Origin of the sequence: Streptosporangium album, assembly GCF_014203795.1 — a bacterium.
GTDB lineage: Bacteria > Actinomycetota > Actinomycetes > Streptosporangiales > Streptosporangiaceae > Streptosporangium > Streptosporangium album.
In genome coordinates, this window is record NZ_JACHJU010000002.1 from 285,088 (window position 1) to 305,969 (window position 20,882).

Here is a 20,882-nt window from a genome sequence, read left to right on the forward strand (position 1 = left end):
GTGCAACTCGCCTCCGCCGGGAGGGTGCAACGGGAGGTGCCACACCCCTGCAACCCGGGGTGCAACGAGGAGGTGCAACGGGGGTGCCACACCCCCTCTGACCTGTAACACCCTCGCCCGTTGCACCCCCAGCCCCTCCCGCGAGCCCCGCCGGGGGTGCAACGGCGATCAGTTCAGGGCGGGCCGCTCGGGCATCAGGTAGCGCTGGGCGTCGTCGTCGTAACCCAGCACGCCCGCGTCTCGCAGCTTCCGCAGCCGCTTCTGAGCCCACTGCCGGGTCATGTCCGTTGACGACCACAGCGGGTTCAGATCGCCGGTGCTGAAGTCGCGCCGGCCGCCGTCCCACCAGTCCTGGAGCAGCTGCACCAGAGCTGCCATGCGCGCCTCCGGTGTCATCGGTTCCGCAGGGGTGAACGCCCACGGCGGGTCGCCCGGGTCGAGGTCGGGGATCTCGTCGTCGATGCCGCCCTGAACGTCGGGGTCGGGGTCGGGGTCGGTGAGGTACTCGGACACCACGTCCTCCTCGGAGTCGTCGTCGGCCTGAGCACCGTCGCGGATCTTCTCGATGAGCTCCTCCAGCTCATCGACCGGAGTGAGCACCGCAGGCGCCTGGTTCTCCCGGGGCGGCCCGACCGCGTCGAGCCGCTGGAGCTCGGCAATCAGAGCAGTCGCCTGGGCGAACGGAATGCGCAGCTTGCGCTGCAGCATCGACGCCGACGCGAACTGTGTGTGGACCACCAGCTCGGCGGCCTGGGCGAGGAGTTCGACCTCGACCGGGGCGACGGGCTCAGCTTGGGCAGGCTTGGCCGGTGCGGTGGTGGCCAGCCGGGAGATGGCCGCGGTGCCCGGGTCGACCTCCTTGGCCGCGGCGGGATAGGCGGCGGCGTGAGCCCGCATCTCGGCGTTCGCCCGCTCGTCGTCGAACTTCTCGCCGCTGATGCCCCACGCGTAGGTGCGCAGCGGCATGGCGACGCGCTCCTCGGGGATGCTGGGCGCGTCCAGGTAGGCCATGCCGGGCTGGGCGTTCGTCCACAGCTCGGGGCGGGCGTTGGCGTCCTGCTGCCGCTCCGACAGGCCGAAGCTGGCGTCGCTGGAGGAGTCGACGCCGAAGCACATCTTCGCGAGCTGGCCGCGGGCGAGCGTCGGCATCTGCGTGTAGTCGCTGCGCTGGAGGCTCATGACCACCGTGCCGCCCGCCGAGCGGATCGCCTTCAGGAGGCTGAGGAACTGCTCCTGCTCGGCGTCGGTGAGTGCGTCGTAGACGTCGGGGAACTCCTCGATCCACAGCACCCAGTAGGTGAGCCCACATCCCTTCTTCCACTTCTGCAGGCCCTTCGCAGACAGCTGGTCGGTGCGCTCCTTGACCTTGGACTGGATCTCGCCGAGCAGCGCCTTGGCGCCGGCCTTGGTGGTCTCCAGACGGTGCAGCGCCTCCTCCAGCGGGCCGAGGGTCTGCTTGCCCTTGGTGATGTCGACGGCGAACACCGCGACGTCGGCCCGGGTGACGATCTCGCCGAGGTAGTTCCACGCCCCACCGATGGACTTACCGGCGCCGGTCATCCCCATGAACTGCACGTGGTGGCCGACGATGATGTGCATGGCCTCGTCGAGGTCCTGCCACAGGCCGACGCGGAGCGCATCCGCGATCGAGCCTCCCGGCCGGGATGGACCCGGCCAGGCGATCGGCTTCTTCATCACCCGCGGGTCGGAGATGGTGACCTTTGCCTTGCTGGCGTCGTCGGGGTCGATGGCCGTGGTGATCGACCCGGGTGGCAGGCCGACACCGGATTCGACGTAGGCGACCTTCTTCTGCAGGTCGTCGGCGGTCTGCTTGCCCTGCTCCAGCTGTACGTCACCCTCGACCTTGTGGGCGGTCGCCTTCGTCGTCTTGGCCTCGATTGCGGGCATGCCAGCCCGTTCGGCGCCCTGGCCGAACAGGAAGCTGAGCGGGTCGCCGATCGCGCCCTGCACGTCGATCTGCTTCGTCCGGATGACGGTGCGGATGTTGAACGACAGGGCCATGGTGACCCCGCCGATCAGGATCAGCCGCCCCGTCACCATGGAGGTGGGGCCGTTGATTGTGGCCGCGCACACCCACAAGCCGCCGGCCAGGGTCGTCAGCGTCGAGTGCGCGCGGCCGGTGAGGCTACGGGCGTGCGACTGGTGCCAGGTGAGGCCGGTCAGACCTATGACGCACGCGGTGATGAGCACGGTTGTCCAGGCCACCACCTGCGGGTCGTCGGAACGCAGCGACACGTGGAACACCCAGCCGAGGCCGAACAGGAACGCGCCGACCATCCACGGCGGGAAGTACAGCAGCGCCTTCGAGACCTCGCGGGTAGCGACCTGCTCCCACGAACCAGCCGACGTGTCCGGCGCGACGGGCGCCAACTGCCTGGTTGCCATCAGCCGTTCCAGTTGAACTCGGGCTTACGCGCAGCCGGTTTGGCCTGCGGCAAGATGTCGATGAACTCCTTGCGGAACTGGGCGTGGAACTTCACCAGCTCCACCCCGGCGCCACGCTGCAGATCCGCGGCCCGCTTCAACCGGCGGACAACACGGCGGGCGCGCAGTCGCACATCCGGGGCGCCGAACACCGCGAGGATCGGATGGCCTTTGAAGGATCGGATGAGCACCGCGTACAGCTCATCCGATCCGAGGACGAACTCCTCCCCGAGGTCCCGGCACAGCGCCCGGCCGGCCTTGGCGTATTCGGTGATCGCGGTCGGCCCGCCCCAGGGGATGTTGCTCAGCTCGGGGATGCGGCTACGGCCAGCCTTTTCGGCGCTCACAGGTCTTCCTTCCAGGTCTCCCGGACCGCGTCGCGCAGCTGGCCGGAGATGTAGCCGATGCGGCGGGTGCCGATGGCGGCGGTGATGAGTGCGTCGACCGCGCCGGCCAGGAGGGCGATGGTGTGGCCGACGACGGCGAGGGCGACCAGCACCCACATGATGAGGGTGGCGAGGGCGTTGCGTGCCCGCTGTCGCAGCGGGTGCCGGGCTTCGGTGATGACGTAGACGGTCCTCACTGTGAGCTCCCGTTTACGGCCTTGACCTTCTTCGAGGTGGCCTTGCGCCGCTCCCGCCAGGGGAGCGCCTCGACGAGCTCGGCCCGTAGCCGTGACGCCTGCGCTATGTCAGCGTTCGCCTCATTGGCGAGGTCAACAACGCGGGGGTAGCGGCCTTCTACGCGCTCCTTCTCCCAGAAGGCGCGCATGACATCAGCCTTGCTCTGGTCGCTGACATCGTCGTTGACGTCGCCTGGGGTCATCTCGGGCGTCAACGGTGACGTCATATCGGCGAGGGCGGGCGGCGGCCACGGCAGGTTGAACACGGCCGGGTCGTTGACATCGAAGTTGATCGGGTCGATGACATCCGGGCGAGTCATCTCGGAGGTCATCTCCGGAGTCACCGCGGGGGCTTGCCCGGTCCACTCCGGGGGCACGATCATGATGGGCTCGATGACCCCGTTGTTGACGGGGTTGATGATCCCGCGGCGAGTCACCTCGGCCACGCTCTGACCGGTCAGGTCAGCGACGAGCATGGACAGATTCGCCTCCATCGCCTGCAGCCGCTCCACCTCTGCGCGGGCCTGGCCGCGGGTGGTGACGGTGTCGTTCAGCCGCCGGGTTTCCTCGGCCAGCTCGGCGAAGGCGCTCGGCTCCGCGGGTGGCGTCCACGCGGAGGCGGGCTCCAGGTCCACCAGGGCGCCCGCGGAGTACAGGGACGCAATCTCGGAGGCGAGGGCGCGCTGCAGCTCGGCGTCGCGGCCGATGCCGGTGTGAGCGTGCGCCGCGGCGTAGAAGCGCTCCAGGCGGGCCGTGGCGCGGGCAACCGTGCGCGGCTTGGCGCCGGCCTCGCGGAGCGCCCGCACCCGCTTGGCGGCCAGGGCGACGCGGTCGAAGCGGCGCCGGGTGTCAACCTCGTCCGCGGTACGGTCCTGGGCCTCGGCGAGGCCGACCCGGACGAGGACCCGCTCAGGGGTGATGCGCCAGTTGATCCGCTTACGGCCGGTCGCGCGCCGCCGCTCGATCGCCATGCCGCGCTCCCACAGCCACGCGGCCACCAGCGGGGCCGCGAGCCGGAACAGCGCCTCGGGCAGGGACGCGGCTTCCATCGCGGACAGCACCGCGGACAGGGACGTGAGCGCCCACACGGCGAGGCCATCGATGCCCGCGGAGTAGTTCTCCCGCATGTTCTTCCGGGCCCGCACGGCGGAGGTGACGACGGCGACCTCGATGAAGGCGAACATCAGGGCGCGCAGCGACCAGTGGACGTCGCCGATGATGCGGTCGAGGAACTGCCACATGCCTTGGGCGGACACGATGGTGGCGATGGACGCGGCCAGCCAGGTGAGCAGGTCGGCGCCGGACGCCGGCTTCTTACGGGTGGCCAGGCGTCCGAGGGAGCGCAGGCCGCTCACGGTGTGGATGGCGAGCACCGTGCCGAGGCCGAGCGCGAAGGCGCCGCTGAGGATCTGCCACCAGATCGGCGGGACAGACGCTAGCCAGTGAGTTATGGTCTGCATCGTTCCGTTCCTGTTCAGAGCAGGGGTGGGGCTAGGTAGGGGAGCTCCACCGGCCGGCCGCTGGTGGGGCTCTCCTGCGTGTGGGGGTTAGTGGCCGTGGCGGATGAGGGCGTCGTCGTCCACCTGCTCCTCCTCGGGGGCGGAGCAGGTGGGGGAGCAGGCGAACAGCTGGATGCCGTCGAGCATCCCGACCGGCACCATGCGGATCTCCGTGGTCTGGGTGCACCCGCAGCGGGCGCACGCCCATCCGGCGCGCTGGAACGGGGTGAGGGTGGACGGGTTGAGCTGGGCGGGCGGGGTGGAGGCGACCGTGCAGAGGCCGCACTGGCCGGTGGGCTTGCCGTGGCGGCAGGTGACGGCCGCGGCCTGGCGGGTGGACCAGGCGGCCTCGATGCGAAGAGCGCTGAGCACGGGGTTCTCCTAACGGCTGGGGTCTGGCGTTCCGCGAGACCGCCCTCCAGGGAGGGCAGCCAGGGCGCAGCGTCAGGCGGTGGCGTACGAGCCGGGCAGGGCGGCGAGGGCGGTGAAGAAGCCGCTGCCGCGCGTCTCGGCGACGATCTTCGGCAGGTGGGCGCGGGCGGCCTCGATCGCGGCGGCGGTGGCGGCCTGCTCGGCCTGCGCGGCGTCCTGGGCGGTGCGCAGGTTGCAGGAGGTCGTGGCGAGGATGCTGGAGGCCCGCCCGGTCTCGTAGGTGACGGTGTCCCAGCCGGGGCCGTCCATGTCCTCGGTGGCCTCGGCGAGGTGGTCGAGGCCGGTGGCCTGGTCGCGCTGGGCGTCGGCGAGGTGGCCGATGACGGCGGCGATGTCGCCGTCCCAGTTCTCGTCGGTGAGGGCGGCGGGCAGAAGGGCGGAGAGGCGGGCGATCTGGGCGGCGATCTCGGTGGCGTTCATGCTGCGCTCCTGATTCCTTGGGGCTAATGCGCTTATCATCAACTCTAGCGCTGAGGTTTTCAAGGCGTTCAGGGAGATTGCCGCCAAGATCTTTGCGTTAGCTCCCTGAGCTGCCCTTACGCGGCCTGCCCGGAGGCTTGCGGCCCGCGATGAACTCCAGCACCGTCGACTCCAACCACCACGGCGTGCGCTGATCGTGGTGCCCGTCAGGCTTGGGCGCATCACCGCGCGCCACCCGAGCGCGCCATGATGGCGGCTTCATGCCGGCCAGCTCGGCGACTTCCTTGGTCACGAGCTTCCGGTCTTCCTTCTCTGACATCACGCCTCACAGATTGCTCCCTAGCGCTGAGGTTTACAAGGTGAGTGGACTACGGGGCGGGGTACGGCTGACCCGAGCGGTCAGCGTCGGCGACCTCGGAGGGCCGGTGGAGCAGCGTCAACGGGCCGTAGAGGCGGGCCACATCGTCCAGGGGGGCGAACGTGCCGGACCGGCTCGTCAGATGCAGCCCGAACTCCCGGTAGCCGTGGACGAACCACAGGACGCCGCGACTGTCGGTGGCGAGGTCTCCAGGCTGGAGCTCGGTCATGCGGGTCTCCTCGGTGAGATGGTGCGGCCCCGCCCGGGGGATGCGGGCGGGGCCGGGTTTGAGCGGCGGCCTCGGTGCCGCGCCACGGGTGATCCGAGGCCGCCAGATCTGGGGTGGTCTCGCCCCGCACCTCCAGCCGGGGCGAGACCACGGTCCCGGCCAGACCCCGGTGACGCCGGGGGCTGCACCTGGCCGGGGGTGGTGCACCTGGTTGCCGCGCCCGCAGCAGTCACGGCAACCAGGTGGTCTCTACGGGGCGTGCGAGCCGAACCTGACCCCCAACATCCCCGGGGTTTGTGGGCACTGACCCGCTGGCAGCCTGCCTTGCGGGTAGGCGGACGCCCAGAACTCGCCCAGATACATCGACCACGCCATGTAGAGCTCCGCCTTGCATGCGCTGCATCTCGGCGGCTGGCCCTGGTCGCGGTCGGATTCGGAGGTCATGCAGGTGTTGCTTGCTGGGCGCGGATCTCAACCTCTGTCAGGTGGCCGCCGGCGTTGCCGCTGGATCGCGCGGACCAGACGAGGGTGGACACCTGCGCCCACTCGGTACCGGTGGGCTCGAACGCCTGGCCGGGGTCCTGGATCTCGACCTTGAGCCCTTCGTCTGAGGTGGTGGCCTTGAGGTGGATCGTGCCGTCCTTGGGGGTGCGGCGGATCGCGATGGCCATCAGCTCGCCGATCACCTCTCCGGCGTCCTTGGTGAGGCTGGGGTGGTGGGCTGAGGCGACGGATCGGATCCACTCTTGCGCGCCCCGGATCGAGGCGGGGGCGCCGGGCAGGGATTGCTCATACATCGGGGGACCGCCAAGCTTGGTAGCTAGATTCGCTGTCTGATACCTAGCTTGCAAGCTAGGCACCAAGGCAGTCAAGCTAGTCCCTGTGGCGGATTACGAAGAGCGACCCCGATACCTGCGCATAGCGGACGAACTCCGTGCGCTCATCACCTCAGGCGAACTGGCCGAGGGGGATCGCCTGCCATCCATCCCAGAGATCATGAAGAGGTACGGCGTAGCGGACGGCACCGCCCGGGATGTGCTGCGCGCACTGACCTCTGAAGGCATTGCTGTCTCCAAGCCGGGTAGTGGCACTTACGTTCGGGTCCGGCCGCAGCTAAAACGGCTGGTCCGCACCTGGTATCGAAACCTGCGCGCTGGGTCTCCATTCGCTGCAGACATGGAACGACAGGGCCATTCGGGGAGTTGGGACTACGACTCGCAGACCGTTGTTGCGCCGCCCGAGATCCGCGAGCGCCTCGGCATGCCCGACCCAGACGGCGACCGCCCCGATGTCATGCGAACCGCTTACGTGTTTCGCGCAGATGGGCGCCCCGTCATGCTCTCCACCAGTTGGGAACCCCTGTCGCTCGTCCGGGGTACGCCAATCTTCATGCCCGAAGAAGGCGCCCATGGTGGCCGCGGTGTAGTCGAGCGCATGCTGGCCATCGGCGTCCACGTGGACGGGTTCATCGAGACTGTGGGCGCCCGCCTCGGCACGGTGGAGGAATGCACCCAGTTGGAGCAGCCGCCCGGTAGCGTGATGATGATGACGATCGACCGCCGGTACCCAGCAGGGGAGCAGGTCGTCGAGGTGGCTGACATCGTGCTGCCGGCCGACCTGTACTTGCTCGTCTACTCCGGCCCGGTCGGTGAGGCCTGACCCTGAACATGCGGAAGGCCGCCTTACCCGATGCGGGATGAGGCGGCCTATTTGCCTTTTACCAGGACACATCGACCTGTAAATCTGTGGGGATAGGCCAACAGTTCGAGGCGGTCTATGCCCGCCCTACAGTTCATGATCATGACGATCGATCCGACGAGCCACGAGCCGCGATACAGGCAGCTCGCCCGGCTGCTTCGCGAGCGGATCGACGCCGGCGACTACCGGCCTGGCCAGCGGCTCCCCAGCGAAGAGAGGCTTGAGCAGATCTACGGTCTTGGCCGCAACGCGGTACGAGATGCTCTACGCATACTCAAGGCTGAAGGGGTTGTCCGCACAGTGACAGGCTCTGGGTCTTACGTGCGGGGCCGGCAGGAGGTCACCATGGTGCGAGTCACCAGCGGGGCGGTCATTGCGACTCGTATGCCGACCGCGGAGGAGCGGCAGGCGCTGGGGCTCGATGAAGGGGTGGCGTTGTTCGTGGTCGAGCGTCCGGGCCAGGAGCCTGAGGTGTTGGCGGGCGACAGGACCACGCTGATCGTTGAGTAGGAGCGGCGCGTAAGCGCTACAAAGACAGGCCACCCCGGCAATAAGCCTGCCGGGGTGGCCGCTTTCCCCCTTCAGGGGGGCAACATCGCCAGTCGTACGCCGTGGGGATGGGCAACCGGCGATGCTGCCGTTTTGAATCCCTCGCCATACCACGGGCGGACTAGGCACCGGATCGTATCTGCTCGACACTTCCTTGTCATCCTCCTGCGCGTGGCGTGTCAATCATCCAGGTGATCGGATGTCTAGAAGACCGCGCCTAACGATCAATGTCTAAAGACAACGTCGAGACGACCGTGTCCGGGGTGGCGACGTTCACGCTGAACACCGACTGCAAGACGCTGCAGCACTTCCACGAGAAGATCGGGCTGAAGTTCCGCGCCTACTACGAGGACGGCGAGTCCGCCGGATGGCGACGGATGCTCAACACCTACATGCGGCTGCCGCTGGACCGGGCCATGGACGCCGCGTCACAGGAGTTCGAGTGGCGGGGACTGTTCAACGACCCGAAGGTGAAGCAGGAATGGGAGGCCCGGGTCGGGGTGCTCGCCCGGCAGTTCATCGAGGAGACGGCCGGGGCCGACTACTTCTGCAACCAGAACTACGTCGGCAACGGCGAGTGCGGTGACATCTCCCTGACCATCCAGAAGCCCGAGCCTCCGGAGGCACTGGTGAGCGCTCTCGCCTCCGAGCAGGCGGCCAAGGCCGAGAACGTCGCCCAGGCCCAGCGCAATGCCAAGGTCCGCACCGAGATCGAGTCCATAAAGGATCTCGTCAAGGTCCTCGGCCCGCAGGGCGCCGTGCTCTGGCAGGCCATCCAGAAGGGCCAGGTCTCGGTCGTCCCGGTGCCCCAGGGCAGCAACCTCAACATCACCCCGCCGGCCCGCTAGCCGTACGGCCGGCGTCACCCGTCCGACGAGAGGCCGACGGGATCCCCGTCCGCCCCGTCCCCCGACCGGGGGGTGGGCGGACGCCGGCCGTCCCGTGCGCTCCCGTCCACCGGAGCGGCGGGGCTGGGGCCCAGCTCGGCACCGAAATCGCGGGCGATCGTCCGCATGCCGTCGGCGAGCTCCTCCCGGTCGAGCGCGTCGATCCGCTCGGCCGGTCCGGACACCGACATGGCGGCGACCATCCGGGCCCCGTCGTGCACCCCCACGGCCAGGCAGTGCACGCCGAACTCCTCCTCGCCCAGATCCATCGCATATCCCCGGCCCCGCACCCGCTTCAGCTCGGTGAGCATGGCGGGCAGGTCGGTGATCGTGTTGGCGGTCCGCCGTGGCATGCCGGTCCGCATCACCAGCGAAGCCACCTCCGCGTCCGCCCGACCGGCCATCAGCACCTTCCCCACCGCGGTGCTGTGCGGCAGCACCCGCCTGCCCACCTCGGCGAACATCCGCAGCCGACGGGGCGAGGGCACCTGGGCGACGTAGACGACGAAATCGCCCTCCAGCACGGCCAGGTTGGCCGTCTCACCGGACAGTTCCACCATCCGCGTCAGGTACGGCTGCGCCCAGGCGCCGACCATGCGCTCGGCCACCCCGCCGAGCCGTACCAGCGCGCCGCCCAGCGCGTAACGGCGGTCGGACTCCTGGCGTACGTAACCCCGGTCGAGCAGCGCGCGCAGCAGCCGGTGGATCGTCCCGTACGGCAGGCCGGTCCTGGCCGCGATCTCCGAGAGCCCCGCCTCCCCGCCCCGTTCGGCCAGCGCCTCCAGCACGTCCAGCGCCCGGTCGATCGACTGCACCCCACTCATACGACGCTCCGCAGGCCTCGCAGGGAGGCGTCCAGGACCTGGGCGATGTGCGCGACGGGGAGCGCCTCGGCGCCCCGTCGGCGGATGGCCGAGGTGATCTGCATGGTGCAGCCGGGGTTGGCCGAGACCAGCAGGTCGGCGCCGGTGGCCAGCACCCGTTCCGCCTTGCGGTCCCCGAGCTCGCGGGCGGCCTCGGGCTGGAACAGGTTGTAGGTTCCCGCGGAACCGCAGCAGATGGCCGATTCGGAGATCTCCCTCACCTCCAGATCCGGGATGGCGGCGAGCAGTTGACGGGGCTGGGATCGTATCCCCTGAGCATGGGCCAGGTGGCAGGCGTCGTGATAGGCCACCGTGAGCGGCAGCGGATGCCGTTCGGCCGCCGGGCCGAGTTCGGCGAGATACTCCGCCAGGTCGACGGTCCGGATCGCCCGTGCCCTGTCCGCCCACTCACCCTCAAGGATCTCCGCGTACTCCTTCATGGTCGATCCGCACCCCGCCGCGTTGACCACTATCGTGTCCACACCCGCTCGCTCGAAGGTGGCGATCGTCCGCCGGGCGAACCGCTCGGCCTGTCCCTGCTGCCCGGAGTGCAGCGACAGTGCGCCGCAGCAGCCCTGCGAAGGCGGGATCACCACCTTGCACCCCTCCATCGCGAGCACCCGGGCGGTGGCGGCGTTGACCTGCGGAAAGAACTCGCCCTGCACGCATCCGGTGAGCATCCCGACGGTGGCCCTGCGCCTGCCTCGCGCCTCGACCCTGCGGGGCAGCCGCACCCTTGCCGTGACCGGGGGAGCGAGGTCGGCCATCGCCGCCATCGACGGGTTGATCCGCTCCAGTCGCGGCACGATCCTCCGGCGCAATCCGGCGCTGAGCCGCAACGGCAGCCGCATCGCCCGCAGGCGCCGGGGATAGGGGAAGAGCTGGAAGACCATGGCACGCAGGGCCCGGTCATCCGGCTCCCTCACGTGCGTCCGCTCAACCTCGGCGCGGGTCTGCTCGATCAGCCGGTCGTAGCGGACCCCGGAAGGGCAGGCGGTCACGCACGCCATGCATCCCAGGCACGCGTCGAAGTGCCCGGCCATCTCCGGAGTCAGCGGTGTGCCCTCGACATGCTGCTTCATCAGGTGGATCCGGCCGCGCGGGGAATCCATCTCCTCGCCCCACAGGACGTACGTCGGGCACGTGGGCAGGCAGAAGCCGCAGTGCACACAGTCGTTGATCAGCTTGGGGTCCATTCAGATCCCTCCCGCAGACCGGCCGGGAGACATCCTCCGGCCGGGGTCGAACCGTTCCTTGACCTGCCGCATCAGTGACAGCGCGCCGACCGGCCCCCAGCGGTCGAGTCGGCCGGTGAGATCCCGAGGCGCGGCGAGAACGGTCAGCCTGGCGCCCAGGTGACCGAGGTCGTCACGGAGACGGGACACATAATCGGCGAGGACCGCTCCGCCCACGTCCGGAGGCAGGGCGATCTGCAGGACCGCGACCGCCGCTGATCCACGCACGTGCGCGGGCGGTCCCCCCGCCGCGATCGCACGCAGTGCGCCGTCCACGCGGGACGGCGAGACGCGCAGCTCCAGTAGCACGTCCTGGCTGGGAGGAGTGCCCCACCAGCCGGGAGGCCCGGTGGTGGTCCACGGCGTCCCGCGCTCCTCCAGCAGAGCGTGTACGGCCCGAGCCCGGGCGTCGGCCGCCGTCCCCTCGACCAGGACGGACACAACGGGCCCGACCCGGACGTCGGGCCAGTCCACTTCGATCGCGCTCGGCTCGGCCTGGGACGCCGCGAGCCCGGCGACGAGCGCGCCCAGGCCCGGTGCGTCGTCCGGCCGCCCGGCGGCTCCGGCCCCGGGTACGGGCAGCTCGACGGTGATCCAGCGGCGGTCGTCCGGGACGGGGTGGAGACGGAAGGTGGCCTCGGTGATGACGCCGAGCGTGCCGTAGGAACCGGTGAACAGCTTGCCGAGGTCATAGCCTGCGACGTTCTTGACGACCTTGCCACCGGACCTGGCGGTCGTGCCGTCCGCCAGCACGACCGTGATGCCGATCAGCAGGTCGCGGGCCGTGCCGTACCGGAACCTGCGGGGGCCGGCGATCGCGGTGGCGAGTGTGCCGCCGACGGTGGCGCCGTCGAGGGGGACGTCGAGGGAGAGTTCCTGTCCCTCGGCGGCGAGGGTCTCGGCGAGCGTGTCCATGGTGACGCCCGCCTGGACGATGGCCACCAGGTCCCCGGAGGCGTGTTCCAGCACCTGGTTCAGACAGCAGGTGTCGATCAGCAGGTCACAGCGTTCGGGTGGGTTGCCCCAGTGCAGCTTAGTGCCGCCGCCGACCGGGGTCACGGCGAGATCGTGTTCGGCCGAGACCCGCATCAGCGCGGCGACCTCCTCGGTCGTCTCCGGCAGCGCCACCCAGCGGGGCGCGACTCCGGCCACCTCGTCGCCGGGGCCCGCCTCCCGGACCGTCACGCCCGTCTCACGCAGCGCGTCCGCGGGAAACACTCCGTCCATCTCGTGTAGCGCGTCCATCAGAACTGTTCCGCCTGCCCTGACTCGACCAGCGGGTGAACGCCCTTGTGCACCCCTGGGACCTCACCGCACAGGCGTGGTGTGGGAAAGATCTTGCCGGGGTTCGACAGGCCACGGGGATCGAAGGCACAGCGCACCAGTTGCATGGTGTCGAGATCGTCGTCGGAGAACATTTTCGACATGTATCGGGACTTGTCGACACCCACACCGTGTTCCCCGGTGATGGACCCGCCATGCTCGATGCAGAGGTCGAGAATCTTCCCCGAGACCAGCTCCGCCCGCTCGCCCGCCCCGGTCTCCGCGTCGTCGAACAGCACCAGCGGATGCAGGTTGCCGTCTCCGGCGTGGAAGACGTTGGCCACCCGGATGCCGTACTCCCTCGACAGCAGGTCGATCCTCCCCAGCACCTCGGGCAGCGCGGTCCTGGGGACGACCCCGTCCTGCACGATGTAGGCGGGGCTGATCCGGCCCACCGCGGCGAAGGCCGACTTGCGGCCCTTCCAGATCGCCGCGCGCTCGGCCGGGTCGGCGGCGACCCGTAGCTCGAACGCCCCGGTCTCCCGGCAGATCCGCGTCACCGCGTCGAACTGGTGGGTGACCTCCGCGGCAGGGCCGTCCAGCTCCACGATGAGCACCGCCCCGGCCCCCTCGGGATAGGCGCAGGCCACGGCGGCCTCGGCCGCCTCGATGGCCAGCGCGTCCATCATCTCGATCGCGGCGGGCACGATGCCGCCGCCGATGATCGCCGACACCGCCTGACCGCCCTGCTCGATGCCGTCGAACGCCGCGAGCAGGGTCGTCACGGTCTCCGGCGCCCGGGTCAACCGTACGGTGACCTTGGTGGTGATGCCGAGGGTGCCCTCCGATCCGACGAACACGCCCAGCAGGTCATATCCGGGATCGGTGTCCGACAGTTCGACGATGTCGCCGTCGGGGGTGACGATCTCCAGTGCGAGCACGTGGTTGACCGTGAAGCCGTACTTCAGGCAGTGCGCGCCGCCGGAGTTCTCCGCGATGTTGCCGCCGATCGTGCAGACCTGCTGGCTGGACGGGTCGGGCGCGTAGTAGTAACCCAGGTGGCGCACCGCCTCGGTGATCGCCAGGTTGGTGACCCCCGGCTCCACCACGGCACACCGGTCCGCCACGTCGACGGAGAGGATCCGCCGCATCCTGGAGGTGACGATCAGCACCCCGTCGGTCCGCGGCAGCGCCCCGCCGGACAGCCCCGTCCCCGCGCCTCTGGCCACGAACGGCACGCCGTGGGCGTTGCAGGCTCTCACCACGGCCGCGATCTGCTCGGCGGTCTCCGGCAGCACGACGACGCCGGGGGTGGCCCGGTGATAGGTCAGCCCGTCGCACTCGTAGGTGCGCAGCCGTACCGGATCGGTGATCACCGCCCCGTCGCCGAGCAGCTCCTGGAAGTGCCGGGCCAGCCCGTCGAGTGTCCTCGTCTCCATCGCTCCTCCTCCCACCTGCGCGGGAGCTCGGCGGCGCTCCCACCTCCATGATCAGCCGGCTGATCGAGGACGTCGCCCCCATGTCGCATTCTCGCTCACCGCCGGGGCGACGACACCCCGAGGTCCGCGCTCCCGGCCCGGTGTGGCCGGAAGCCCGGGTGCGGGAGAGCCCTCCTCCCGGAGGAGAGCTCTCGCCCCCCCGGGCTCAGGGCATGCGCGCGTAGGCGGGAAGGGTCAGGAAGTCCGCGAAGTCGTCGTCCAGTGCGACCTCCTTGAACAGGGCGGTCGCCTGGGCGTAGAGGGTCTCGTCGTAGCCCGGCTCGTCCTTGATCTTGGCGAGCTCCTCGTCGATGATCCGCTCGACCAGCTCTTTTGTGACGACGGCCCCGGTGTCGGCGAGCTCGATGTCGTTGTGGATCCACTGCCAGATCTGGGAGCGGGAGATCTCGGCGGTGGCGGCGTCCTCCATCAGGTTGTGGATCGCCACCGCACCCAGGCCGCCCATCCAGGCGGCCAGATAGCGTAGTGCCACGTCCACGTTGTTGCGCAGGCCCGCCTCGGTGATGTCGCCCGGAGTCTTGGAGACCGACAGCAGGTCGGCGGCGGAGACCGAGACGTCCTCGCGCAGGCGGTCGAGCTGGTTCGGGCGCGACCCGAGAACACCGTCGAAGACCTCACGGCAGATCGGGACCAGGTCGGGGTGGGCGACCCAGGAACCGTCGAAACCGTCGCCGGACTCGCGGGTCTTGTCGGCGGTGACCTTCTCCAGGGCGATCTTGTTGATCTCCGGGTCGCGGCGGGAGGGGATGAAGGCGGCCATGCCGCCGATGGCGTGGGCGCCGCGCTTGTGACAGGTGCGGACCAGGAGTTCGGTGTACGCGCGCATGAACGGGGCGGTCATGGTCACCGCGTTACGCTCGGGCAGCAGGAACTCCCGGCCCCGGGTACGGAACTTCTTGATCACGCTGAACAGGTAGTCCCAGCGGCCGGCGTTGAGACCGGCGGAGTGGTCGCGGAGCTCGTAGAGGATCTCCTCCATCTCGAACGCGGCCGGGTAGGTCTCGATCAGGACGGTCGCGCGGATCGTGCCCTGCGGGATGCCGAGCAGGTCCTGGGCCTTGACGAAGACGTCGTTCCAGAGGCGGGCCTCCAGGTGCGACTCCATCTTCGGCAGGTAGAAGTAGGGGCCCTTGCCCTTGGCGATCTGGCGAGCCGCGCAGTGGAAGAAGTAGAGGCCGAAGTCGACGAGCGAGGCGGAGAACGGGGCGCCGTCGAGGGTGAGGTGCTTCTCCTCCAGGTGCCAGCCGCGCGGGCGGACCACGATGGTGGCGAGTTCCTCGTCGTGCTTGAGCGCGTAGCTCTTCTCGCCGGTGGAGAAATCGATGGTCCGGTCCAGCGCGTTCCGTAGGTTGAGCTGGCCGCTGATGGTGTTTTCCCACGTGGGGGCGTTGGCGTCCTCGAAGTCGGCCAACCAGACCTTGGCGCCGGAGTTCAGGGCGTTGATCGTCATCTTCCGGTCGACCGGGCCGGTGATCTCCACCCGGCGGTCTGCCAGGGCGGGCGCGGGCGGGACCACCTGCCACTCGGACTCACGCACGTGCCTGGTCTCGGGCAGGAAGTCGAGGGTGCCGCCGGCCGACAGCTCCGCCTGGCGCGCCTGGCGGGCCGCCAGCAGCTCGAGACGCCGGTCACCGAACTCGCGCTGAAGGGTGGCGACGAAGGCCAGCGCCTCCGGCGTGAGGATCTCGTCGAATCGGTCCTGCGAGGGGCCGGTGATCTCAACGCCGTCCATGAGCTTCCTTTCCACATCATGGAAAATAACTTCTGAATTGTGGAATCGACGCTACTGGATGGTCACTGCCCGGTCAAAGACCGGGGTACCCCTCAGGGCGGAGTCGGGGGAGTTCCCCGATGAATCGGGGGCTCTGTTCGGTCACAGTTGAGTCGGCTCCCTCCGCAGAGGGAGCCGGAAACGGGTCGCGAGAGGGAGGCGGGAAGCCTCCTGGAAGCCGAGGGCTGGGCTCATGAAAAAGAACGTGATCGTCGCGGGGGCGCTCTTGGGCTCGGTTCTCGTGCTCTCCGGTTGCCGGGTCGACCTCGACGTCGGCAACCGGCAGCAGAGCGTCGTCTCCTACGACGTCTCCGGCAGGCTGACGGCCCTGGACGTCCGCACCGACTCCGGGGACATCGTCGTCAACGAGTCGGACCGGTCCGGAGTCCGGGTGACCGAGACCATCCACTGGAGCGGCGACAAGAAGGACAGGCCCAAGACCGAGCATCCCGTGGGCGGCGGCACGCTCACACTGAGTTATGACTGCTCCGACTGCGCGGTCGACTACAAGGTCGAGATCCCCAAGGGGCTCAAGGCCACGCTGAACGCCGACTCGGGGGACATCACGCTGCGCGGCCTGACCGGCGAGGTGGACGCCACCGCCGACTCAGGCGACATCGACGCCAACACCCTGGGAACCAAGCGGTCCGTCATCGGCGCCGGCTCCGGCGACGTCAAGGTGAGGTTCGCCGCCGCGCCGGACCATGTCGAGATCGAGACCGGCTCGGGCAACGCCACGCTGCTGCTGCCGAAGGGCGGCTACAACGTGACGGCCGAGACCGGCTCGGGTGACAAGAACATCAAGGTCACCAATGACCCGGCCTCCTCCAGGACCGTCTTGGTACAGGCCGGCTCCGGCGACGTCGAAGTCCTGCCCTCCTGAGCCGCGGGAAAGCAGACCCGCGCCACTCCACCGGCGGATCGAGGTCCTCTCCCGGCGCGAAACGGTCAATAACCAGATGAGACGCAGACGTTCCCGTGGCACCATCTGAGGGAAGAGACCCGAGGGGTTCAGGCGTTCAACTCTTCAGAGAGGACGCATATGAACCACGCATCTGAATGGAGCAACGACATAGACACTCGTGAGCCGCTGGACATCGAACCGTTCGACGACCTGCCCGAGATCGGTGAGATGGACCTGGCCGAACGCCAGGCGCTACGCCGGGTCGCGGGGCTCTCCACCGAGCTTGAGGACGTCACCGAGGTCGAATACCGCCAGCTGCGACTTGAGCGGGTCGTTCTGGTCGGCGTCTGGACCTCGGGTACGGCTGTCGACGCCGAAAACTCCCTGCTCGAACTGAAGCTTCTCGCCGAGACCGCCGGCTCAGAGGTGCTGGAAGGCGTGATCCAGCGCCGGCAGAAACCCGACACGGCCACCTACATCGGTTCGGGGAAGGCCGCCGAGCTCGCCGACATCGTCTCCGCCACCGGCGCCGACACCGTCGTGTGCGACGGCGAGCTGAGCCCCGGCCAGCTGCGCCAGCTCGAAGAGGTCGTCAAGGTCAAGGTCATCGACCGGACCATGCTGATCCTCGACATCTTCGCCCAGCACGCGAAGAGCCGTGAGGGCAAGGCACAGGTGGAGCTCGCCCAGCTCAACTACCTGCTCCCGCGCCTGCGCGGCTGGGGTGGCAACCTGTCCCGGCAGGTCGGCGGACGCGCCGCGGGCGGCGTCGGCATGGGCGGCCGTGGCCCCGGTGAGACCAAGATCGAGTTGGACCGCCGCCGGATCCGCGAGCGGATGGCCAAGCTGCGCCGCCAGATCGCCGAGATGACCACCTCGCGCGAGACCAAGCGATCGCGGCGGCTGGAGCGCGAGGTTCCGGCCGTGGCCATCGCCGGTTACACCAACGCGGGCAAGTCCTCGCTGCTGAACCGGCTGACCGGAGCCGGCGTCCTGGTGGAGGACGCCCTGTTCGCCACGCTGGACCCGACCGTCCGCAGGGCCCACACGCCCGATGGCCGGCTGTTCACGCTGGCCGACACCGTCGGATTCGTCCGGCACCTGCCGCACCAGCTCGTCGAGGCCTTCCGCTCCACGCTGGAGGAGGTCGGCGACGCCGACCTGATCCTGCACGTGGTCGACGGCTCGCATCCCGACCCGGAGTCGCAGCTCGCCGCCGTGCGAGAGGTCGTCTCCGACATCGACGGCGCCCGGAACATTCCGGAGATCGTGGTCATCAACAAGTCCGACGCCGCCGACCCGGTGGTGCTGGCCCAGCTGACCGCGCGCGAGAAGCACACCGTCGTGGTCTCGGCCCGCACCGGCGCCGGGATCGACGAGCTGATGGCCGTCATCGAGCGCGAACTGCCCCGCTTCGACCAGGAGGTCCGGCTGCTCGTGCCGTACCAGCGCGGCGACCTGATCTCCCGGGCGCACAAGGAGGGCGAGGTCCTGGACGTCGAGCACACCGAGGACGGCACGATCCTGCACGCCAGGGTCCTGCCCAGCCTCTTCGCCGAACTGGAGAAGACCGCCAAGCCGGTCGAGACCGTCTGACCCGGTAAGCGCGGCCACGCCCCGCCGTACGGTGTCCCTCTCGCGGGGGACGTACGGCGGGGCGTTGCTATACGCGGCGGAAGGCCACGAGCGCCACGTCGTCCTCCCGGGCGCCGAAATGCTCGATGAGCCGGTCGCAGAAGAGCTCCAGATCGGCTTCCACGATCTCGGCCAGTTGCCGTACGACCTCGAGGCTCTCGTCGAGCAGCTTGTCGCGGTCCTCGATGAGCCCGTCGGTGAACATCAGCACCACGCCCTCTACCGGCAGGGTCAGCTGGTCGACCCGGTAGGTCTCCTCGGCCACACCCAGCAGTAGATCGCCCAGGCGGTGGTAGCGGGTCTCACTGTCGCCGATGAGCAGGAGCGGGATGTGGCCCGCGTTGGCGACCTGCATCTCCCCGGTCTCCGGGTGGAGAAGGACCAGGCACACGGTGGCGGTCATGCCGGGGTGGTAGCGCCGCAGCACGTCGTTGAGCAGGGCCATGGACGCCCCCAGATCCACCGCGCCGATCAGGGAGGCACGCAGTGCGTGGCGGAGCTCGGCCATGACCGTCGCGGCGAGCAGGGAGTGCCCCTGGACGTCGCCGATGGCGAGGAGCACCCGGTCTCCCAGCCGCAGGACCTCGTAGAAGTCGCCGCCGACCTCGATGTTGTCGACGGCCGGCTGGTACCGCCAGCTGATCACGAGCCCCGGCGTCTCCGGAATCCGCGACGGCAGAAGGCTGCGCTGCAGGGTGAGAGCGATCGCGTGCTCCTCGGCGTAGGCGCGCAGGGCGTCCACCGACAGGGCCAGGGCCTGGCCGAGCTGGCGCAGGATGTTGAGTTCGTCTCCGTCGAGAGGCGGGAGCGCCTCCGTTCCGAGGTAGACGGCCGGCCGGCCGGCCTTGGTGCGGCAGATGACACCCGAGACGTCACCCCGGAGATCCGCTTCGGGCAGCAGCTTCACCCAGTCAACGGCGGGGAGGGTGAAGACCTCCGTCCCCGCGGCCTTCCCCAGGGACATCCTGCTCAGGGTGAGCAGAGCGTCCGGTGCCGCCGGGCTGGGGACGGCGATGTTCTCCGGAGGGACGGCGGTGAACCTGCGGATCCGGCCGTCCGGCGGGAGCGCGAGCGCACCCGCCCGCCTGCCGAGGGTCCGGGCCGCGCCCTCGACGGCCGTGATGAGGAGCGCGTCGAAGGTGTCGGCGGAGTTCATCGCGAGGGTGATCTCGGTGAGGGCCGCCAGCCGTTCGGCCATCCGCTCCGCTCGCTGCCGTGCGCGGTAGTAGCGCAGCGTGGCCTCGACCGTCGCGGCGAACTCGTCGGGCTCGACCGGTTCGGCCAGGTAGGCGTCGGCTCCACGCTCGAGGCCCTGGGCCCGGTCGGCGGGGGTGATCGCCGCTCCGGAGATCTGGATGACCGGTATCGAGGAGGTCGACGGATCCGCCTTGATCTGCTCGCAGAGCTCGTAGCCGCTGATGTCGGGCAACCGTACGTCGAGGACGACCAGGTCCGGCCGTAGCTCCCTGACCTTGACGAGCGCCTCCAGGCCTCCGGTGGCCTGCACCACCTGGTGCCCTGACCTCCGCAACCAGCTGGACAGGATGTAGAGCTTGGTCGGTGTGTCGTCCACGACCAGCACCGTCGCCGACGCCTCATTCATCATTGTGACCCAGCACGTTCCGTACGGCCTCCAGCAGGCTCTCCCTGCGTAGCCCGTGTTTGGAGACCACGGTACCGGCTCCCTGCGGGTAGTGGCTGGAGGTCGCCACGGTCACCACGACCACCGGTATCTCGCGCAGCCTCTCGTCCTCGGCCATCCGCTGGATCAGGGCGGCCCCGTCGAGCCGGGGCATCAGCAGATCCACCAGCGCGAGGTCCGGCGGGTTCTCCGCCATCATCTGCAACGCGACCAGCCCGTCGGGCGCCTCGTCGACGTGGACGGCGAATCCGGTGAACATCCGCCGGACGGTGGCGCGGAAGTCCTCGTCGTCGTCCGCGACGAGCACCCTGCCGACCACCGGAGCCTCGTCGTCGCGGTGCGGCAGCCGCAGGGTGACCGTGGTGCCCGCCCTGTCCGCGCTGGTCAGCTGGAGCGTGCCTCCCGGCGCCTGTGCGAGGCGGAGAGCGTACGGCAGGCCGAGCCCGGTGCCCTTCGCCCGGGCCTGGATGGGGCCCGGAACCTGGAAGAACTCCTCGAAGACGCGCTCCAGATGCTCCTCGGGGACGCCGATCCCGGTGTCGGCCACCGTGAGGCGCAGCGTCATGCGCAGCCGTTCCGCCAGCGCGACCAGATCCACCACGGACGGCTGCGGGTCGAGCCGTCCCGCCTCGGCCTTGGCCATGTCGAGCAACTCGCTCACCAGCGACAGGAGGGTCTCCGCCGAGGAGCCGATGAGCTGGATCTGGTGGTGTTGCTCCTCCGCCAGCGGGTCGCCGCCGGGACCCACGAGGAGACGGATCAGACCGATGATCGAGTTGAGTGGGGTGCGCAGCTCATGGCTGACCGTGGCCCAGAACCTGTCCTTGGCTTCGCTGATGTTGCCGAGGCCGGCGAAGCTCACCGCTCTCGCCGCCCGGTCTCCGCCCCCGCATCGGCCGGGACGCTGTCGGCCGTGTCCGGCGCCGCCGAG

The 20,882-nt window shown here is 69.4% G+C and carries 21 protein-coding genes; 5 read left to right on the forward strand and 16 right to left on the reverse strand.

The window, feature by feature from the left end:
* Positions 1–168 precede the first annotated feature (168 nt).
* The 9 genes from FHR32_RS24940 to FHR32_RS24980 form a co-directional block, all read right to left on the reverse strand.
* Complete coding sequence (locus FHR32_RS24940) at positions 169–2,406, reverse strand: DNA translocase FtsK (RefSeq protein WP_184756942.1); 2,238 nt, start codon at positions 2,404–2,406, stop codon at positions 169–171.
* Entirely contained in the window at positions 2,406–2,792 is a 387-nt protein-coding gene (locus FHR32_RS24945) for a TraA-like protein (protein WP_184756943.1), read from the reverse strand. Before FHR32_RS24945 ends, FHR32_RS24940 begins: the two co-directional genes overlap by 1 nt.
* Positions 2,789–3,028: a hypothetical protein gene (locus tag FHR32_RS24950; RefSeq protein ID WP_184756944.1), complete on the reverse strand. Its 240-nt coding sequence runs from the start codon at positions 3,026–3,028 to the stop codon at positions 2,789–2,791. The genes FHR32_RS24945 and FHR32_RS24950 overlap by 4 nt, the downstream gene beginning before the upstream one ends.
* Positions 3,025–4,527 carry a hypothetical protein gene (locus tag FHR32_RS24955; protein ID WP_184756945.1) on the reverse strand — a complete coding sequence of 501 codons (1,503 nt, stop codon included), beginning with the start codon at positions 4,525–4,527 and terminating at the stop codon, positions 3,025–3,027. The genes FHR32_RS24950 and FHR32_RS24955 overlap by 4 nt, the downstream gene beginning before the upstream one ends.
* Positions 4,528–4,614: 87 nt before the next feature.
* Complete coding sequence (locus tag FHR32_RS24960; RefSeq protein ID WP_184756946.1) at positions 4,615–4,938, reverse strand: hypothetical protein; 324 nt, start codon at positions 4,936–4,938, stop codon at positions 4,615–4,617.
* 72 nt (positions 4,939–5,010) lie between these two features.
* Positions 5,011–5,418 (reverse strand): hypothetical protein, encoded by a 408-nt coding sequence (locus tag FHR32_RS24965; RefSeq protein ID WP_184756947.1) that lies wholly within the window; start codon positions 5,416–5,418, stop codon positions 5,011–5,013.
* 97 nt (positions 5,419–5,515) lie between these two features.
* Positions 5,516–5,737, reverse strand: a complete 222-nt coding sequence (locus tag FHR32_RS24970) for a helix-turn-helix transcriptional regulator (RefSeq protein WP_184756948.1) — start codon at positions 5,735–5,737, stop codon at positions 5,516–5,518.
* 49 nt (positions 5,738–5,786) lie between these two features.
* Positions 5,787–6,005 carry a hypothetical protein gene (locus FHR32_RS24975; RefSeq protein WP_184756949.1) on the reverse strand — a complete coding sequence of 73 codons (219 nt, stop codon included), beginning with the start codon at positions 6,003–6,005 and terminating at the stop codon, positions 5,787–5,789.
* A gap of 440 nt (positions 6,006–6,445) precedes the next feature.
* Positions 6,446–6,802, reverse strand: a complete 357-nt coding sequence (locus FHR32_RS24980) for an ATP-binding protein (RefSeq protein WP_184756950.1) — start codon at positions 6,800–6,802, stop codon at positions 6,446–6,448.
* A gap of 85 nt (positions 6,803–6,887) precedes the next feature.
* On the opposite strand from FHR32_RS24980, the gene FHR32_RS24985 reads away from it, so the two are divergent.
* From FHR32_RS24985 to FHR32_RS24995, 3 genes are all read left to right on the forward strand, one after another.
* The gene (locus FHR32_RS24985; protein ID WP_184756951.1) at positions 6,888–7,664 is read left to right on the forward strand and encodes a GntR family transcriptional regulator; all 777 of its coding nucleotides are present in this window, start codon (positions 6,888–6,890) and stop codon (positions 7,662–7,664) included.
* Positions 7,665–7,805: 141 nt separating this feature from the next.
* Positions 7,806–8,213, forward strand: a complete 408-nt coding sequence (locus FHR32_RS24990; RefSeq protein WP_221466192.1) for a GntR family transcriptional regulator — start codon at positions 7,806–7,808, stop codon at positions 8,211–8,213.
* A 266-nt stretch (positions 8,214–8,479) separates the two neighbouring features.
* Positions 8,480–9,100 carry a hypothetical protein gene (locus FHR32_RS24995; RefSeq protein WP_184756953.1) on the forward strand — a complete coding sequence of 207 codons (621 nt, stop codon included), beginning with the start codon at positions 8,480–8,482 and terminating at the stop codon, positions 9,098–9,100.
* A 14-nt stretch (positions 9,101–9,114) separates the two neighbouring features.
* On the opposite strand, the gene FHR32_RS25000 is transcribed toward FHR32_RS24995, so the two are convergent.
* From FHR32_RS25000 to aceB, 5 genes are all read right to left on the reverse strand, one after another.
* Positions 9,115–9,963 (reverse strand): IclR family transcriptional regulator, encoded by an 849-nt coding sequence (locus tag FHR32_RS25000; RefSeq protein WP_246467410.1) that lies wholly within the window; start codon positions 9,961–9,963, stop codon positions 9,115–9,117.
* Positions 9,960–11,198 (reverse strand): (Fe-S)-binding protein, encoded by a 1,239-nt coding sequence (locus tag FHR32_RS25005; RefSeq protein ID WP_184756954.1) that lies wholly within the window; start codon positions 11,196–11,198, stop codon positions 9,960–9,962. The genes FHR32_RS25000 and FHR32_RS25005 overlap by 4 nt, the downstream gene beginning before the upstream one ends.
* Positions 11,199–12,482: an FAD-binding oxidoreductase gene (locus FHR32_RS25010; protein WP_184756955.1), complete on the reverse strand. Its 1,284-nt coding sequence runs from the start codon at positions 12,480–12,482 to the stop codon at positions 11,199–11,201. It lies immediately after the preceding gene.
* Positions 12,482–13,939, reverse strand: a complete 1,458-nt coding sequence (locus FHR32_RS25015; RefSeq protein WP_184756956.1) for an FAD-linked oxidase C-terminal domain-containing protein — start codon at positions 13,937–13,939, stop codon at positions 12,482–12,484. The genes FHR32_RS25010 and FHR32_RS25015 overlap by 1 nt, the downstream gene beginning before the upstream one ends.
* A gap of 205 nt (positions 13,940–14,144) precedes the next feature.
* Positions 14,145–15,731 (reverse strand): malate synthase A, encoded by a 1,587-nt coding sequence (gene aceB, locus FHR32_RS25020; protein ID WP_184756957.1) that lies wholly within the window; start codon positions 15,729–15,731, stop codon positions 14,145–14,147.
* A 232-nt stretch (positions 15,732–15,963) separates the two neighbouring features.
* Here aceB and FHR32_RS25025 point away from each other — a divergent pair, with 232 nt between their 5' ends.
* Both FHR32_RS25025 and hflX read left to right on the forward strand, forming a co-directional pair.
* A complete protein-coding gene (locus FHR32_RS25025; protein ID WP_184756958.1) occupies positions 15,964–16,653 on the forward strand; it encodes a DUF4097 family beta strand repeat-containing protein in 690 nt (229 codons plus the stop codon).
* A gap of 159 nt (positions 16,654–16,812) precedes the next feature.
* Positions 16,813–18,270, forward strand: a complete 1,458-nt coding sequence (gene hflX / locus FHR32_RS25030) for a GTPase HflX (RefSeq protein ID WP_184756959.1) — start codon at positions 16,813–16,815, stop codon at positions 18,268–18,270.
* A gap of 67 nt (positions 18,271–18,337) precedes the next feature.
* Here the strand turns inward: hflX and FHR32_RS25035 are convergent, their stop codons facing one another.
* Together FHR32_RS25035 and FHR32_RS25040 are read right to left on the reverse strand one after the other, a co-directional pair.
* A complete protein-coding gene (locus tag FHR32_RS25035) occupies positions 18,338–19,882 on the reverse strand; it encodes a SpoIIE family protein phosphatase (RefSeq protein ID WP_312882687.1) in 1,545 nt (514 codons plus the stop codon).
* Between the two features lie 22 nt (positions 19,883–19,904).
* Complete coding sequence (locus FHR32_RS25040; protein ID WP_312882688.1) at positions 19,905–20,813, reverse strand: ATP-binding response regulator; 909 nt, start codon at positions 20,811–20,813, stop codon at positions 19,905–19,907.
* Between the last annotated feature and the right edge of the window lie 69 nt (positions 20,814–20,882).

Bases quoted from the DNA above. Each gene is read 5' to 3' on its own strand.
- aceB (WP_184756957.1), bottom strand. From the start codon at position 15,731: ATGGACGGCGTTGAGATCACCGGCCCCTCGCAGGACCGATTCGACGAG.
- FHR32_RS25025 (WP_184756958.1), top strand. From the start codon at position 15,964: ATGAAAAAGAACGTGATCGTCGCGGGGGCGCTCTTGGGCTCGGTTCTC.
- FHR32_RS25000 (WP_246467410.1), bottom strand. From the start codon at position 9,963: ATGAGTGGGGTGCAGTCGATCGACCGGGCGCTGGACGTGCTGGAGGCG.
- FHR32_RS25015 (WP_184756956.1), bottom strand. From the start codon at position 13,939: ATGGAGACGAGGACACTCGACGGGCTGGCCCGGCACTTCCAGGAGCTG.
- hflX (WP_184756959.1), top strand. From the start codon at position 16,813: ATGAACCACGCATCTGAATGGAGCAACGACATAGACACTCGTGAGCCG.
- FHR32_RS24975 (WP_184756949.1), bottom strand. From the start codon at position 6,005: ATGACCGAGCTCCAGCCTGGAGACCTCGCCACCGACAGTCGCGGCGTC.
- FHR32_RS25005 (WP_184756954.1), bottom strand. From the start codon at position 11,198: ATGGACCCCAAGCTGATCAACGACTGTGTGCACTGCGGCTTCTGCCTG.
- FHR32_RS25010 (WP_184756955.1), bottom strand. From the start codon at position 12,482: ATGGACGCGCTACACGAGATGGACGGAGTGTTTCCCGCGGACGCGCTG.
- FHR32_RS24940 (WP_184756942.1), bottom strand. From the start codon at position 2,406: ATGGCAACCAGGCAGTTGGCGCCCGTCGCGCCGGACACGTCGGCTGGT.
- FHR32_RS24995 (WP_184756953.1), top strand. From the start codon at position 8,480: ATGTCTAAAGACAACGTCGAGACGACCGTGTCCGGGGTGGCGACGTTC.
- FHR32_RS24965 (WP_184756947.1), bottom strand. From the start codon at position 5,418: ATGAACGCCACCGAGATCGCCGCCCAGATCGCCCGCCTCTCCGCCCTT.
- FHR32_RS24970 (WP_184756948.1), bottom strand. From the start codon at position 5,737: ATGTCAGAGAAGGAAGACCGGAAGCTCGTGACCAAGGAAGTCGCCGAG.
- FHR32_RS24980 (WP_184756950.1), bottom strand. From the start codon at position 6,802: ATGTATGAGCAATCCCTGCCCGGCGCCCCCGCCTCGATCCGGGGCGCG.
- FHR32_RS24990 (WP_221466192.1), top strand. From the start codon at position 7,806: ATGACGATCGATCCGACGAGCCACGAGCCGCGATACAGGCAGCTCGCC.
- FHR32_RS24955 (WP_184756945.1), bottom strand. From the start codon at position 4,527: ATGCAGACCATAACTCACTGGCTAGCGTCTGTCCCGCCGATCTGGTGG.